A 15,898-nucleotide genomic window follows, 5' to 3' on the forward strand; every position below is an offset into this window, starting at 1 on the left:
CTAATTCAGCCAATCCAGTGGAGCTCTGTCAGCAAGCAATACCTTTTTATCTCCATTCTTAAACTCTACAGTAATCCTGTTACTTTGCTCAGCGGATATCTCCAACAAAACACCTTCTCCAAAGGCCTTATGCACCAGCTGATCACCAATACGGTATGGTACTTCAGCAACTCCAGTTCCCGGCTTCCGATAAGATGTTCGTACAGCAACAGGATTAGCTATGGCAGTCACATCAATAGCAGAGTTAAAAAACGTCAGATACTGCTGTATCAACTCAGGCCGTTCAACCTGAACAGAATGTCCTGTTCTTTCTGGCTTGACTCCTTCTACAGAGGATTGGGCCGCATGTTCTTTATATAGAAGATCAGCCACACTATAACTAGCCTGAAGCTGCATCTCCCCCAGAAAACGGGAGCGTTTCTTTTTAGAATCATCATTTAATCCGTTATCCGTCAGCAGCAATAACTGCTTTTTTGCCCTGGTTAACGCGACATAAAATAAGCGACGTTCACTCTCCTCATCTTTAAGGCTGAAATCTGCCAGATTCTGGTAACAAGGGAAATGCCCCTCAGCCAACCCCGCCAGCACCACACGATCCCACTCAAGCCCTTTCGCACCATGAACCGTGCTGATAGTGACACCACGTCTGTTTACCAGGCTACCCCCAGACTGCTGCTGCTCATCAATCATGGCCAGAAATTGACTGATGTTACAACGCTGTTGCCGTATATAAGCAGCCAATGCCTGCAGTGTTTTTTTCTTTTCCTCAGACTGCTCTCTCGTAGCTGCAGCCTTATCTATCATCTCCCATGCATCCGTTTCTTTCAGTATATCGATGACCAGAGGCCCTGCAGGCTGGTCGGGTGATAACCTCGAAAGATGAAGAATAAAATTCAGCCTTTTCTTCAGACGTTTTTTACCATACGGCTTCAGATTCAGACGATCACAGATAGCATCCGGATCAATTCCCTGCTGCTGAACATAAGATACGACATTCTGCTGCTCTCTGTTAGAAAGAAATAAAGGAGGGAAACTCAGACAGGGTACCAGCCAGTCTGATGATACAGGCTGGTTCACCGGCTGACATACCAGCCTGAAATAAGTCAGAAACTGATTAATCATCGGCTGATTAAACACAAACTGGCTCTGCTGCATCAACCTGAAGGGGATACCCTCCCTCAGAAAATGAAGCTGCACAGGTACACTCAATGACCAGCTTCGGACCAGAACAGCAGAAACCTCAGCAGACTGAAAATCATCAGATTGGCTAAAGCAAGCTGTCAGATCACCAATATCCTTCAGTACCCGGATATCAGTAGGCGCATGAGTATCTACGGATAAACAAAGCTGGTTATCCCGCTGACGGTTATGACTGATGACATGGTTAGCACACAGAGACAATGCATGGCCATAACGGAAAGAATAATTCAGTGAATAAGACTGACAGGGGCTGAATTCAGCACTGAACTGACTCAGCATAAATTCGGGCCTGGCACCGCGCCATTCATAGATACACTGATCAACATCTCCAACAACCATAACAGAAGCCCTGGAACCACTCAGCAGTGTCAACAGGTATTGCTGAATCGGATTAATATCCTGATACTCATCAACGATGATATGATCCATATGATCTGAGATACGGGTTTTCAGCTCTGGCTGAGCAATGACAGCCATGACGGGGCGGTATATAAGATCAGAGAACGTCATAACGCCCTGAGCGGCCATAATCTCTTCCAGATGGCCAAAGGCATCAATAAAATAGATCTGATCATCAGGAAGGTTCAGTCGCTGAAACTGATCATCAGGACGAATCAGATCGGCCTTAACACGCTCAGTGAACTGCAAAAAAGCTTCCAGATAGTCTTTGTCCAGTGCTTTACGCTGCAATTGATCCGAGGCATCACTAAGAGATCGATGAATCGCTTCTCTGACCAGTTTTTCATACGGCCAGCCCTCCTGAATCAATTGTCTGCCAGGCAAAACACCCCAGCGCTGCAAACTCTGACACAGCTTATGGCCAATAGAATGAAAGGTCCGAACATCAGGCAGAGGATGCCCCCCCATACTGCTATCAGCAGCAGATAGCCGGAGCTTACGGGCAAAATCTTCGCGGGCAGCTTTGTTATACATTAAAACCAGAATCCGTCGGGGATTCGCACCTTGCGCTAACAGATGCAGGACACGGTGAACCAGGGTCGTTGTTTTACCTGAGCCAGCGACCGCCATCACTCTGGCATGACCAGTGCGATGCTGAATAACGTTCTCTTGTTGTTCTGTTAACTGTATCACTCTTCAGGCAGCTCACCCAGTGACCAGAACTGCCCTGCACTGAACACCCCGAGATGCATGGTCCCATTCACCTCGTTCTCTACTGCGGCACTGACCAACTGATAAAATAAATTCCTGTGCAGACGCCCTTGCATCCCGCCACGAACAGTCAGGTAGGGACGGGGCTCATCATTATCCCCATGAAGAACAATCAAAGGGTGCTCTGCATCCAGAGGTACCAGATCCCCCGTATTGGTCAGAAAAATAATAGCTCCATCAGACTCTTCTGCAATTCGGGTAATAATAAAAGGGACATCCTCAACCTGAATACCAATCTTTTCTACAGGAGTAACCAGGTAATACTTATCACCTTCTTTTCTCAGAATTGTCGAAAACATTCTGACAAGACTATCTCTGCCAATAGGAGACCCCATGTAATACCACTGACCATCCAGGGCAATATTCATATCAATATCACCACAAAATTCAGGGTTCCACTGCTCAACAGGTGGCAGGCCTGATTCTCCTGTATTCGCTTCTATCTGGTGTGCCAGACTCAAAGGTGAGAACTGATTATTCATTATCATGACCCGGAGAATAATATCCCTTTTCAATCACAAGGATATTAAGTAATAAGACACCCCCTGAACAAATGCGTCCTTTCTCAAAGTTGCCGAACTCTCCAGCCGTTAGCTATAGAGTATCGGAATACTTCAGTTCAGGTATATAAAGCAGATTTTATCTGATGAAAAAGGATATTGCAGGCAAAAAAAAAAGCAGCGTAACGCTGCTTTTTTAATTCTGTACAGATCGTACCGGAATTAACCGATTTTCCAGCTCTGTACACGCTCTTTACCATACTGTTCAATCCAGTCCTGGTAATTCTTCTGACGGCCACCACGTACCTCAATCACTTCTCCGGTCTCAGGATTCTTGTACTTAGATGGAGTACGCTTACGGCGAGCTTTCTGCTCTGGCGCAGCCTCTGCACTTTCTGATTTAGCGAATAACTCCAGAAGATCAGCTTCTGTTTTACCAAACTTAGCCAGAACTTCATCAATAGCCGATTTAAATTCTAACTCTTTTTTCAGGTCTTCACGCTCAGATAGTGCCGACAGCTCTTCCTGAAGCTGGCGAAGTAATTTTTCTTTCTGGCGGTATTCATTGATTAACATATTTCTCACTCATACGGCATGTGGGGAGGAAATTCGAATAGTACATACCTGAACAAAAGTATTCAGATATTCTTCAGCCTGTGGCAGCAGAATATGACTGTTTTCAGAAAAAGCGTTTGTTCAGATGCTTAGTACCGGGTACAGGTTTACCATGAATACTAATACCAGATAACTTAAAATACAAGTTAGCTAAATGTAAATTCTATATCAATATTAGTAATAGATTCAGATTTGTTTCAGGTTAATCAGTGAGCGATACCCCAACTGCTTCTCAGCCAACTCAATTTCAGATAATAATCTGTTTTTATCTTTGCCTAAAGTTCCCTTTAAAGGCAACAGGTTTGAAACATGATCTGAGCGATAGATGGTTTTTCGCAAGTTCAGTTCTTTTATAAATGAATGCATTTCATGTAATAGCTGAACACTATTTAATGGCTGAAATACAGTGCCAAACTCTTTTCGGAATCGCTGTGGCCCCTTATGAAAAGTCAGCACCAACGACGATAAGTATTCGGGTTGTATCTTATTAACCAGAGCCGCTGAATTAACTGCATGCTGCTCAGACATATCCACTCCACCCAGGCCATTGATAATCATCACTGAGCTGGTTATTCCCGCCTGTTTAATTTTTTCCATTGCCTCAAAGATGGACAATGAACTTTCTCCTTTATTAATACGTTTTAATACTTCATCATCGCCTGACTCAAAACCAACATAAAGCATTGATAAACCGAGATTTTTTAAATCCTCAAGCTCTTTGATAGTTTTATTTTTTATATTCCCGGGCAAACAGTAAGCAGAGACACGCTTCAGATCCGGAAAAGCATTATTTAATTCAAGCAGGATAGTCTTCAGCCTTCTGAAAGAAAGCACCATAGCATCACCATCCCCCAGGAAAACCCGGTTAACGTCCTGTAAAACCTGTCCTGATTTTGTTATCTCTTCAAGAATTTCATGCTCCTTACGCACATAAAATCTTTTCTGCTCATCAGTATACATTTCACAAAATGAGCATTTATTCCAGCTGCAACCATTGGTTACAGGTATAATTAAAGACCGGGCCTCACTAGGAGGCCGGTAAACAGGATCAATATACTGAATGGGGAAATCATCGTTATAAAACATATCAGGGCTCTTCTCTGTTTCTCCCTCTCTGCCCTCTGTTGCCCATGCGCACACCAATTTCCATCAGGAATGTAAAGAACTCATCCTTGTCCTGAATAACCTCCTGAAAAAAACGTGACTGATACAGGGCTGCAGCGCCATGAACAAGCGCCCAGTGAGCACAATAATGAAAATAGCTCGGAACATCTTCCAGCTTATTCTCATCAACCCTTGCTTTAATCAGGTCTGTCAGACTTTCCAGGTTGCGCGCTCTGAAACGATGCAGTTCTTCCAGCATTTCAGGCTCAGCAGCTGACTTCGTCAGCTTATCTTCCAGCCTGGAAAATAAAAGATACTTTCCGGGATCCTGCATTCTGAATTCAAAGTAGGCTCGTGACAGAGCTTCTTTATCTTCTGAAATTTTAGGTGACTGAAAAAGATCGGCCAGATCTTTTTCATAATCCAGCATTAATCTTAAATAAATTTCAGATTTACTTCTGAAATGCTTATATATTGTTCCTTTACCAATACCTACATGATCAGCAATCATTTCTACGGTGACTCTGTCTTCACCATGCTCAAGAAATAATTCCAGAGCAGCATCAAGAATATTCATCTCTCTTTGACGAAACTCCTGAACTTTTCTGGCCTGCTTTTCTACTGCTGATAACGTCATAATATTTTCTACCTGTTGAGAGCCTGAGCTTTCGATTTGCCAGCTTAACCAGCAGCTGATACAACCCCATTTGCTGCGCCGCACATAATACCACAAAGCAGCACTTTCTGACCAGATCTATTTTTTTAGTCACAAAAACAGATCAAATCATCTCTACCTGGTCACACTATAAAAATAAGACAGTTATTCAGAAAATACAGGAAGGCAACACAGTGGACTGAACCAGAATTCAATCCGGTAAAGAATAGACCAGAACAAAAACAGAGAAGAGAAGAGAAGAGAAGAGAAGAGAAAATAGTCTCTTTCAGCTCCCTCAGAATGCCTGAGGAAAAACAGGCTGTTTGATATTACGATTTGAAAACAAATCAGTAGGAAAGGAAATCTGAATACCAGAGCAGAGGGCCTGACCAGACCCTCTCAGAAAACGCTCAATGAGTCAGTGGGATATGCGCTAACTTTGGATGCTGCTTACAAGATGGGTTCATTACAGAAACACCTCCAGCTTCACGAATAAACTGAAGACTTTTTTCACTGATGTCAGAGAAAATAAACTCACATTCACGATCTTTGATACTCAAACGACCATCCGGTGTCAGGTAGAGTTTTGCACTTTCAAGATCAAACTCCGGAGCCAGCTTAGGCAGTAGTACACGATTAAACTCTGGACGAGCAATCACTTCAAACTGTTCCACATGATATGTTTTCATGGCGAATCCCTCCGGGCATTTAAATATTTTTTTAACCCTTACGTCATAATTTCAGTGTACTCTTGTCGCCCCCCAGAATTATTACAATTCAGTTAATTCTGATACTCCCAGGTTATTTTTTTGATCTGAATCACATTCCATGCCCCATGCAGCAATGGAAAAAATAGCATACGCTTATTGATAGTTACCACGAAAAAGATGAGGGGGAAATCTGATCGATTTTCTGCCACCGTCAGTCCCTTTACAAGGAGCCAGCTATGAAAGTAACAAAGGTTACCCGGCCTCTGGTTAACTGGCTGATACACTCTCGTCCCGCTCCCGAATTCCCTCTGTCCGACTTTGAGCGCATCAGATATGAACTACGCCCCTGCGATGTCATTCTGGTAGAAGGCCGGACCCGAGTCAGCGAAGTGATTAAAATGATTACTCAAAGCAGCTGGTCACATGCGGCACTGTATCTGGGAAGACTGCATGATATCGAAGATCCGGAACTCAGAGAAACCGTGAATGAGCTATTCCCTTTTCCTCCTGATACCCAGTTGATTGTGGAGTCAGAGTTGGGGTTGGGGACTGTGATCAGAGATCTGGCCAGCTATAAACAGGACCATATCCGCATCTGCCGCCCACGCGGACTCAATCGCAAAGACAGCCAGCAGATGATCCATTACACCATCAGTCAGCTGGGAAAAGAATATGATGTCAGACAGATTCTCGATCTGGCCAGATTTTTATTTCCCTGGTGGATTATGCCAAGGCGATGGCGCTCATCTCTGTTTCAGCACAACCCCGGAACAGCCACCAGAACCGTTTGCTCAACTATGATTGCAGAAGCTTTTGGCTTCATCCAGTTCCCTATTCTGCCACTGGTAAAAAAAGCCGGAGAGGATGATATTCAATTATTCCGGCGCAATCCTAAGCTCTGTACCCCCAGAGATTTTGATTATTCACCTTACTTCGAAATTATTAAATATCCCTTTATGGATTTCTCAGAACACAGTGACTATCGGTTGCTGCCCTGGCATGGAAAAGGTGTTTTATCCGGAGAAGAAGCATCAATGTATATCTCCCCGGAAACCCGTAGCCCTGATCAGTCAAACACCGGGCAATACAGGTCATCTGAACATAAAAAGTATGATAATCATGGTGAAAACAAGCAGGCTCTCCAGTCAGATGACACCAGTCACTTACCACCAGAAAAAACTGAGCCCAGAGCATTCAGCCCGGCTCATATCCCGTCCCCCCAGATAGACGAAGACTTTTATAATATGCCTTCCTCTTCTTCTGGGCAGATTATCCCGGGCCAGAAATAATATCGTGCAAGAGGAAGATAACCGCTTTTAGCTATCCACCTGAGGACGTGCACCTTTAAACAGCCGGAAAAAGTTCACTGTTGTCTGCATTGCCAGCTCTTCGTACGAGATACCACGTAACTGAGCAATAAATTCAGCCACATCACGGACATGGGCTGGCTGACATTTCTTTCCCCGATGTGGCACAGGAGCCAGATAAGGTGCATCGGTTTCAACCAGCAGTGAATCCAGAGGTATTGACTGCGCTACCAGGCGTACCTGATCAGCATTGCGGAAGGTCACAATACCTGAGACAGATACCAGATACCCCATTCTGATAGCCTCTCTGGCCATATCCAGATCTTCAGTAAAGCAGTGTAAAACACCTTTAGCATCAGGGCCATACTCCCGAAGCATCTCCAGAGTATCCTCTTTCGCTTCTCGGGTATGGATAATGACGGGTTTGTCTACTTCCTGAGCCGCTATCAGATGGCGACGAAAACGTTCCAGCTGAATATCCCGATTATCCGATGCATAATGATAGTCCAGACCTGTTTCACCTACGGCAACAATCAGGTCATCTTCTGCTTGTTTAACGATGTCATCAACGGAAGGCTCATGAGCCATATCCTGTAAAGGATGAACGCCAGCCGAAGCAAACACACTGCTATACTGTCGGGCAAAATCCTTCAGTACTACCACATCATCCAGCGTAACACTGACCGCAAGAAAGTGACTTACACCACGTTCATGAGCGGCATCCAGAGCCTTTGAAAGATCACCCTGCCAGGCTTCCAGATCCAGTCGATCCAGATGGCAGTGAGAGTCAATTAAATACATAGAGATCCTGTTAAAACGTATAAGTCGGGCAGTGAGTCAGATCAAAGCCCTCAAGAAGAACCTTTATCCTTTTATTTAAAGCAGCAGCATCCGCTGGTAGCTGAATACCTACTCCTTGTACCTTCTGATTCTGAGCATAAGCCGGGGTAATCCAGACGACTTTGCCGAAAACCTGAGTAAAGGTAATATCTCCCGGTAACCGGAGCTGCAGAGTCAACCAGCAACCTGCAGAAAACTCATCAGTACAGGGGATAAATAAACCACCGCCATTGATAAAAGGCATATAAGATTTAAATAACTCATCCGGGGTTTTAAATTCCAGATCTAAGCTATCTGATATTGCCCCATCCGTAATGGGTTGCAACTGTTTTGTTGTCTCCATTAGCAACACACCTCCTTGTCATCATAATCAGTTATCCTGCTGAAACCACCTATACCAGCATTTTCCCGGACCAGTTAATCAGTAATGCCTCTATAGCCAGCTGAATATTCGGATTGCCTCCGGAAGCCAGCTGAGAGCGTAACTCTCCTACTCTCTGATAGAGTTCCCGCGCAGCATCAAGACTGGCTGTCTTATGCCAGTGTCGATATAAAGGCATCATCTCCGGAAAACGCACCTCAGAATCCTGCTGCAACAAACACCAGGATGACCAGTCAGCCAGCCATTGCTGCATCCAGCGCAGCGTCCACTGAAGGTCTCCCTCCTGAAATGAAGGTGCCAGCTCAACCGGCTCAGCGCCACGGGTAAGACTTTCCATCAGCAAGAACAGTTTATCTCTTTGCTCATGCATCGAATCTGATGCCAGCTGCCTGGCCATCAGAGGATTGCCATTTGCCATCTTCAATAATTTCTCAGTATGCAGAGCCTGATGACTTTCCAGATTATCGTGCAGCCATTGCACAGCCAGATCATGCTGCGGTACAGGTAAAGCTATTTGCTGACAGCGACTACGAATGGTTGGTAATACACTGCTAATGCGATGTGTCAGCAAAACAAACAGAACATTTTCTCCTGGCTCTTCCAGATTTTTCAGCAAAGCATTGGCAGAGTTCTGATTCATCGCATCAGCAGGCTGCATGATAACGACACGGAAACCACCTTGCTGAGCGGTTTTTCCAACATAACTCTGTAAGGCTCTGATCTGCTCAATACGAATTTGCTTACCGGCTGACTCAGGAGATATTTCTGCCAGATCCGGATGAGATCCGGCAGCCAGCAACTGACAGGAAGCACAGTCACCACACGCGGTATCAGAAGGCGTTCGACAAAGCAGATAAGCCGTCAGAGCATGGGCCAGATGGGATTTACCGATACCCTCTCCACCAGAAATAAGTAAAGCATGGGGCAAACGTCCGGCCTGATAGCGTTCAATCAGACGTTTCCACTCCTGCTGCTGCCAGAGTAAAGGCTCTGTCACCAAAGAAGAAGACTGAGACTCCGTCATGGTTCAGCCCTGGTATCAAAAAAATCTGCCAGCACATCGGCTATAGAGTGCTGCACAGTTTCAATCGACTGACTGGCATCAATTACAGCAAAGCGGTCTGGCTCCTGACGCGCCCTGTCCAGATACCCCGATCGAACTTTATCAAAGAAATCTGTTTTTTCCTGTTCAAAACGATCGGCTTCACCACGTCGGGCCACGCGTTTAAATGCTGTCTCAATATCCAGATCCAGCAGAATAGTCAGATCAGGCCTGAGATCAGATTGAACCAGAGTTTCCAGCTGAGTAATCCAGCTCATATCAACTCCACGGGCATAGCCCTGGTAAGCATATGTTGCATCGGTAAAACGATCAGACACAACACAGCGCCCTTCTGTCAGCAAAGGAATAATATGCGTATCCAGATGCTGAGCCCGTGCAGCAAACATCAGCAGAAGTTCTGCTTTATCGCTAACGGTTTCCTGACGCTTTTGCAACAACAACGTCCTGATCTCTTCGGCCATAGGCGTGCCACCAGGCTCACGGGTCATAACAGGCTGCAATCCCCGCTCTGAAAGCCAGTGCTGAATAAATGCAAGATTAGTACTTTTACCAACGCCTTCAGAACCTTCCAGTGTTATAAAAACACCCTTTTTATTTTGCACAGATCAAACCTTTTCTTCTATCCGGAGTACTACTTGCAGAAACAAGCAGCCCCTTAAAACGATTCCCAAAGATGCCTTATTGACGGAATAATCAATCAGAAAGCACACTACTGCTCAGCCCGGTCAGGGCTCGATTGATAATTCTGTTTACGCTTATAAATCTGATATTCCCGTACTGCCCGGTTATGAGCGGCCAGTGTACGACTAAAAACATGACTGCCATCCCCTTTGGCCACAAAATATAAAGACCCATCCTTTTCCGGGTTCAGCGCAGCATGAATTGCCCCCCTGCCGGGCATGGCAATAGGCGTTGGCGGCAGACCATTAATACGGTAAGTATTATATGCCGTCTTTTCTTTCAAGTGGGTCCGGGTCAGGTTGCCCTTAAAACGCTCTCCCAGTCCATAAATCACCGTAGGATCAGTTTGCAACCGCATTTTTTTCTGCAAGCGGGTAACAAAAACCCCGGCAATCCGGGCTCTCTCATCAGGAACACCGGTTTCTTTTTCCACAATCGAAGCCATTATCAGAGCGTCATAAGCGGATTTATAAGGTAACTTTTTCTGATCGGCCTGATCCCATTCTTCCTTAAGCACCTGCTGCATTTTACTGTATGCTGTCTTCAGAATATGCAGGTCAGTGACACCTTTATGAAACTGATAGGTATCCGGGAAAAACTGCCCCTCCGGATGCAAGTCACGATAATCTTTACCCGCTGCAGCCTGCATAATATCACCAGTTTTCATATCATGAGTTCTGACATCCAGTTTGGCCTGCTGTTGCAGAAGAGCCAGTACTTCTTTAAATGACAGCCCTTCGGGCAAAGTGATCTGATACTGAACCGGCTTGCCTGATGTCAGAATATCAAGCAGCGCATGAGCATTAATTCCTTTTGGTATCCGGTATTCACCTGCCCTGAGTACATACTTCTGCGGATACAACTTTAACCAGAGCCTCAGGGGCCAGCGGTGTTCCAGAATACCCTCACGCTTCAGTGCACGCAGCGCCTGATTAACACCTGCACCTTTTTGCAGTTCAAAGATCACACTATTCTGTATTGGCAAAGGCGCGGCCAGCATTTTCTTCCAGTAAAGAAAGCCAGCCAGAGCCGATACTGCCAGAAACAAAAGAACAGACAACAGAATTAGTACGCTGCGTTTGTAAAAGAATGCCATCCGATAACCCATATTCGTTGAACTTAAATCACGATAATTCAGTGAGTTAAACAGCCTGAGCCGGATCAGGCAAGCCCGATTGCCTGTGCAAAGAAGAAATTAACTCAATCAGCTGACCGGCAATATCCCACTGTTTCCTGATCTGATTATTTTCCAGCCAGGTTCTGATTGGAATAACACCTCTGACGCTATTACATAAAAAAGCAGCCTCTGACTGCATCAAGTCGTCTGCAGTCAGAACAGATTCTTCCACAAACAAATGATTCTGCTGACAATACTGCAAAATAAAGGCTCGCATCACCCCGGCAACACCAGATGTATCTAATCGGGGTGTATACCAGATATCTCCTTTCAGCAGAAACAGATTACTGACCGTCCCTTCGATCAGAAGGCGGTCCTGACTGAACAATAAACCTTCAAAAATATCCGGGTCCGTCCATTCATTACGAGCCAGGATCTGTTCCAGACGATTCAGATGTTTCATTCCTGCAAGCACTGGCTGTGAGGCCAGCTTTATATTACAGCTCCTGACCGTCACGCCTCGAGTATAGTAGTGTGCAGGTGTAACCGGTACAGGCATTCCCTGAACCAGCCATCGTACCTCTTGCCTCTCAGGCACAGCATAGCCCCGACCGCCACTACCTCGGGTTACGATGAGCTTAGCCAGTCCTGAGCCAGGCACTACCCTCAGCAAACTCTGCCGGAATACTCCGGCGTCAAAAGGCAGAACAATTCCCAGACGGCTTGCAGAATCAGACAATCGCCGCCAGTGTAATTCTGCAAACATCAGCTGATTATCCACGACACGACAGGTTTCAAACAAACCATCGCCGTAAGCAAGTCCACGATCAGTAACAGGTAAGGTATCACCAGGCTTGCCGTTTATCAGGGTCTGAAATGGCACAACAGATTCCGCAGGCTATAAAGTCAGAGAAAGGAGAAAGGGCTTCTGTAAAAAGAAGCCCTTATCAGATCAGATACGGGAGAACAGCAGACTGCCGTTCGTACCACCAAATCCAAAGGAGTTGGACAGCGCATGATCAATTTTCATATCACGAGCAGTATGAGGCACATAGTCCAGCACACAGCCTTCAGCCGGATTATCCAGATTAATCGTTGGCGGAGCCACCTGATCACGGATAGCCAGTATAGAAAATACTGCTTCTACAGCACCGGCAGCCCCTAACAAGTGGCCAATCATAGATTTGGTCGAGCTGACAGCAACGGAGCTGGCGGCATCACCCAGCACTTTCTCTACGGCACGGCTTTCAGCTACATCGCCAGCAGGCGTAGAAGTGCCATGCGCATTGATGTAGTCCAGCTGCTCAGGGTTCAGACCTGAATCTTTAATCGCATTCGCCATAGAAGCAGCAGCGCCCCGACCGTCTTCTGGTGGCGAGGTCATATGATAAGCATCATCACTCATGCCAAAACCGGTCAACTCAGCATAAATGGTTGCACCACGGGCTTTAGCATGCTCATACTCTTCCAAAACCAGTACCCCGGCACCATCAGACAGTACAAAACCGTCACGATCAGCATCCCATGGACGACTGGCTGCCTGAGGGTCATCATTACGCGTCGATAAGGCGCGAGCAGCAGCAAAGCCTCCTAGTCCCAGAGGTGTTGTCGCCATTTCAGCACCACCGGCCAGCATGACATCTGCATCGCCGTAAGCAATAGTACGAGCAGAGTAACCGATGTTATGTGTGCCTGTTGTACAGGCTGTTGTGATCGCTATGTTAGGTCCCTGAAAACCAAACCGGATGGCAAGGTTCCCAGAAATCATATTGATAATACTGCCCGGTACAAAGAAAGGAGAAATACGGCGAGGGCCTTTCTCATTCAGCACACTGTGATTCGCCTCAATCATTGGCAGACCACCAATACCGGAACCAATCGCAACACCGATACGGGCAGCATTTTCCTCTGCACATTCAAGACCGGAATCAGCCACCGCCTGAATAGCCGCAGCCATACCGTACTGGATAAAAGTATCCATCTTACGGGCATCTTTTGTCGGCATATATTCAGAGATATCAAAGCCTTTTACCGAGCCGCCAAATTGGGTGCTGAAACCCGATGTATCGAAGTGCTCAATAGGACCAATACCACTTTTGCCGGCCAGGATACCATCCCAGCTATCTTTTACATTATTACCGAGGGGCGTAACCAAACCCAGGCCAGTAACAACGACCCTTCTGCGAGGCATTGTGCTTCCTCCAATTACGAGATAAAGAGCAATCTTCTGAATAAACAGTTATTCAGATAAGATCCGGAGTCTTTAACGATAAAAAGAAATGACAAAAAAGAAAAGCCGCCCTGCAGAGCAGAAAGCGGCTTCCTTGTAGTCAGTCTGAGGACTGATTACGCTCCCAGATTACTGATGAGCAACTACGTAATCGATTGCTTCCTGAACGGTTGTAATCTTTTCAGCTTCTTCGTCCGGGATTTCAGTCTCAAACTCTTCTTCCAGAGCCATAACCAGCTCTACAGTATCCAGAGAGTCTGCACCCAGATCGTCAACGAAAGAAGAAGCATTGGTGATTTCTTCTTCTTTAACACCCAGCTGCTCGCCTACGATCTTTTTTACACGCTCTTCGATAGTGCTCATAATTAAACAATTCTCCTGTGGGTACAAATCCGAACAGTCTTATAATTCAAAAAACTGGTCGGTATTTTATAGAGGGTTATTGAGTGGCGCAAGCCATTACTCAAAACCAGCTTTAGCGCATATTCATGCCGCCATTAACTTGCAGAGTTTCACCTGTGATGTAACCTGCACCTTCACTCGCCAGGAAGGCGACTGCATTGGCAATCTCTTCTGGCTGGCCCAGACGAGCCAGAGGAATCTGCTTCTTAAGCATGTCATGCTGCTCCTCAGGCAAAGCATCGGTCATATCCGTTGCAATAAAACCCGGAGCAACAGAGTTCACCGTAATATTACGGGAAGCCACTTCACGGGCCATTGCACGGGTAAAGCCTTCCATACCGGCTTTTGCCGCAGCGTAGTTGGTCTGCCCCATGTTACCCATAGTGGCAACAACAGAGCTGATATTAACAATACGCCCCCAACGGGCTTTAGTCATACCACGCAGAACAGCTTTAGACACACGGAACACGGACTTCAGATTGGTATCCTGCACATCATCCCATTCGTCTTCTTTCATACGCATCAGAATGTTGTCTTTAGTAATACCCGCATTGTTAACCACAATCAGAGGGGCACCAAACTCTGCGTTAATCTCTTTCAGCACACTATCAACGGACTCCTGAGAAGTCACATTCAATACCATACCTTTACCCTGAATACCCTGTTCTGCCAGGCCTTCAGAAATACTGTTTGCACCGCCTTCTGAGGTTGCAGTTCCAACAACAATAGCACCCATTTTACCCAGTGCATAAGCCGTTGCACGACCGATACCACGGCTTGCTCCGGTAACCAGAGCAACTTTACCTTCAATACTCATTACATTCTCCGGACATGGTTAAAGATCAGTCGCCTTTAACCAGATCAATAGCAGATGTCAGGGCATCCGGGTCATTAACAGCCAGGACCCTGAGGCTACGTTGAATTTTCTTATTCAAACCCGCCAGTACTTTGCCAGGGCCACACTCTACTGTGGTATCAACACCCTGATCCAGCATATACTGAACACAGCTCACCCAACGAACCGGGCTATACAACTGAGCCAGTAAGTTTTCACGAATCGTATCCACATTCGTCTGTGGCAAACCATCAACATTCTGAACCACAGGAATACGCGGCTCTTCGATAGCAATCTTCTCCAGCTCAGCAGCCAGACGATCAGCGGCAGGACGCATCAGATCACAATGAGAAGGTACACTGACAGCCAGAGGAACTACTTTCTTAGCGCCCATCTCCTGACACTTAGCACCAGCCCTCTCTACCGCCGCTTTATTACCGGCAATAACAACCTGCCCCGGACAGTTATAGTTAACAGGGGAAACCACTTCATCTTCAGCAGCGGATCGACAGGCTTCTTCAATCTTTTCATCGTCCAGCGCCAGAATAGCAGACATAGCGCCTACTCCCTCTGGCACAGCGTCCTGCATGAACTCACCACGCAGTTTAACCAGACGGACAGCATCAGCAAAACCGATAGCTCCAGCACAAACCAGTGCGCTGTACTCTCCCAGACTATGTCCTGCCACAACATCCGGGCGCGGACCTTCAAGCTCTTGCCAGACACGCCATATAGCTACACTGGCAGTCAGAATTGCAGGCTGGGTCTTATCAGTCTGATTCAGTGCTTCAGCGGGACCTTCCTGAACCAGTTGCCAGAGGTCATACCCCAGAATTTGAGAAGCTTCTTCGAACGTGGTACGCACAACTGAGTAACGATCAGCCAGCTCACTTAACATGCCAACTGCCTGAGAACCCTGCCCAGGAAATACAAAAGCCAGGGACTGTGTCATAGCAAACCCTTTACACTGTTATTATTAATTGGCTTCAGACCAGGACATTTAAGTCTCGGGTTACCGAAACCCTTTTAAATCCTTAATAGACTGACCACCAGGCCAGAACAGCGCGCGATTATAGCACAACAGAAA

The 15,898-nt window shown here is 46.2% G+C and carries 17 protein-coding genes; 1 reads left to right on the forward strand and 16 read right to left on the reverse strand.

What is annotated here, in order from left to right; translation table 11 throughout:
- The 6 genes from H4O21_RS26310 to H4O21_RS12680 all read right to left on the reverse strand — a co-directional run bounded on the left by H4O21_RS26310 (position 1) and on the right by H4O21_RS12680 (position 5,933).
- A complete protein-coding gene (locus H4O21_RS26310) occupies positions 1-2,292 on the reverse strand; it encodes an ATP-dependent helicase (protein WP_182809238.1) in 2,292 nt (763 codons plus the stop codon).
- Positions 2,289-2,852 carry a DUF1285 domain-containing protein gene (locus H4O21_RS12660; RefSeq protein WP_182809239.1) on the reverse strand — a complete coding sequence of 188 codons (564 nt, stop codon included), beginning with the start codon at positions 2,850-2,852 and terminating at the stop codon, positions 2,289-2,291. Before H4O21_RS12660 ends, H4O21_RS26310 begins: the two co-directional genes overlap by 4 nt.
- A gap of 240 nt (positions 2,853-3,092) precedes the next feature.
- Complete coding sequence (locus H4O21_RS12665; protein ID WP_182809240.1) at positions 3,093-3,446, reverse strand: histone-like nucleoid-structuring protein, MvaT/MvaU family; 354 nt, start codon at positions 3,444-3,446, stop codon at positions 3,093-3,095.
- A 225-nt stretch (positions 3,447-3,671) separates the two neighbouring features.
- On the reverse strand, positions 3,672-4,571 hold the full coding sequence (locus H4O21_RS12670) for a radical SAM protein (protein ID WP_182809241.1): 900 nt from the start codon (positions 4,569-4,571) through the stop codon (positions 3,672-3,674).
- A 1-nt stretch (position 4,572) separates the two neighbouring features.
- On the reverse strand, positions 4,573-5,226 hold the full coding sequence (locus H4O21_RS12675; protein WP_182809242.1) for a TetR/AcrR family transcriptional regulator: 654 nt from the start codon (positions 5,224-5,226) through the stop codon (positions 4,573-4,575).
- A gap of 428 nt (positions 5,227-5,654) precedes the next feature.
- The gene (locus tag H4O21_RS12680) at positions 5,655-5,933 is read right to left on the reverse strand and encodes a hypothetical protein (RefSeq protein ID WP_182809243.1); all 279 of its coding nucleotides are present in this window, start codon (positions 5,931-5,933) and stop codon (positions 5,655-5,657) included.
- A 257-nt stretch (positions 5,934-6,190) separates the two neighbouring features.
- Here H4O21_RS12680 and H4O21_RS12685 point away from each other — a divergent pair, with 257 nt between their 5' ends.
- Complete coding sequence (locus H4O21_RS12685) at positions 6,191-7,243, forward strand: YiiX/YebB-like N1pC/P60 family cysteine hydrolase (RefSeq protein WP_182809244.1); 1,053 nt, start codon at positions 6,191-6,193, stop codon at positions 7,241-7,243.
- 27 nt (positions 7,244-7,270) lie between these two features.
- On the opposite strand, the gene H4O21_RS12690 is transcribed toward H4O21_RS12685, so the two are convergent.
- From H4O21_RS12690 to fabD, 10 genes are all read right to left on the reverse strand, one after another.
- Positions 7,271-8,062, reverse strand: a complete 792-nt coding sequence (locus tag H4O21_RS12690; protein ID WP_182809245.1) for a TatD family hydrolase — start codon at positions 8,060-8,062, stop codon at positions 7,271-7,273.
- 10 nt (positions 8,063-8,072) lie between these two features.
- Complete coding sequence (locus H4O21_RS12695; RefSeq protein WP_182809246.1) at positions 8,073-8,444, reverse strand: PilZ domain-containing protein; 372 nt, start codon at positions 8,442-8,444, stop codon at positions 8,073-8,075.
- 49 nt (positions 8,445-8,493) lie between these two features.
- Complete coding sequence (locus H4O21_RS12700) at positions 8,494-9,507, reverse strand: DNA polymerase III subunit delta' (protein WP_182809247.1); 1,014 nt, start codon at positions 9,505-9,507, stop codon at positions 8,494-8,496.
- Positions 9,504-10,148, reverse strand: coding sequence for a dTMP kinase (tmk, locus tag H4O21_RS12705; RefSeq protein WP_182809248.1), 645 nt, complete (start codon positions 10,146-10,148; stop codon positions 9,504-9,506). The genes H4O21_RS12700 and tmk overlap by 4 nt, the downstream gene beginning before the upstream one ends.
- A 107-nt stretch (positions 10,149-10,255) precedes the next feature.
- Complete coding sequence (mltG, locus tag H4O21_RS12710; RefSeq protein WP_182809249.1) at positions 10,256-11,323, reverse strand: endolytic transglycosylase MltG; 1,068 nt, start codon at positions 11,321-11,323, stop codon at positions 10,256-10,258.
- Positions 11,324-11,369: 46 nt separating this feature from the next.
- The gene (pabC, locus tag H4O21_RS12715) at positions 11,370-12,227 is read right to left on the reverse strand and encodes an aminodeoxychorismate lyase (protein ID WP_182809250.1); all 858 of its coding nucleotides are present in this window, start codon (positions 12,225-12,227) and stop codon (positions 11,370-11,372) included.
- Positions 12,228-12,296: 69 nt separating this feature from the next.
- Positions 12,297-13,535, reverse strand: a complete 1,239-nt coding sequence (gene fabF, locus H4O21_RS12720; RefSeq protein WP_182809251.1) for a beta-ketoacyl-ACP synthase II — start codon at positions 13,533-13,535, stop codon at positions 12,297-12,299.
- A gap of 168 nt (positions 13,536-13,703) precedes the next feature.
- The gene (acpP, locus tag H4O21_RS12725) at positions 13,704-13,937 is read right to left on the reverse strand and encodes an acyl carrier protein (protein WP_182809252.1); all 234 of its coding nucleotides are present in this window, start codon (positions 13,935-13,937) and stop codon (positions 13,704-13,706) included.
- A 112-nt stretch (positions 13,938-14,049) separates the two neighbouring features.
- Positions 14,050-14,793, reverse strand: coding sequence for a 3-oxoacyl-ACP reductase FabG (fabG, locus tag H4O21_RS12730; protein WP_182809253.1), 744 nt, complete (start codon positions 14,791-14,793; stop codon positions 14,050-14,052).
- A 25-nt stretch (positions 14,794-14,818) separates the two neighbouring features.
- Positions 14,819-15,763 (reverse strand): ACP S-malonyltransferase, encoded by a 945-nt coding sequence (gene fabD, locus H4O21_RS12735; RefSeq protein ID WP_182809254.1) that lies wholly within the window; start codon positions 15,761-15,763, stop codon positions 14,819-14,821.
- Positions 15,764-15,898 lie beyond the last annotated feature (135 nt).

Origin of the sequence: Oceanospirillum sediminis (assembly GCF_014164585.1) — a bacterium.
Taxonomy (GTDB): domain Bacteria; phylum Pseudomonadota; class Gammaproteobacteria; order Pseudomonadales; family Halomonadaceae; genus Oceanospirillum; species Oceanospirillum sediminis.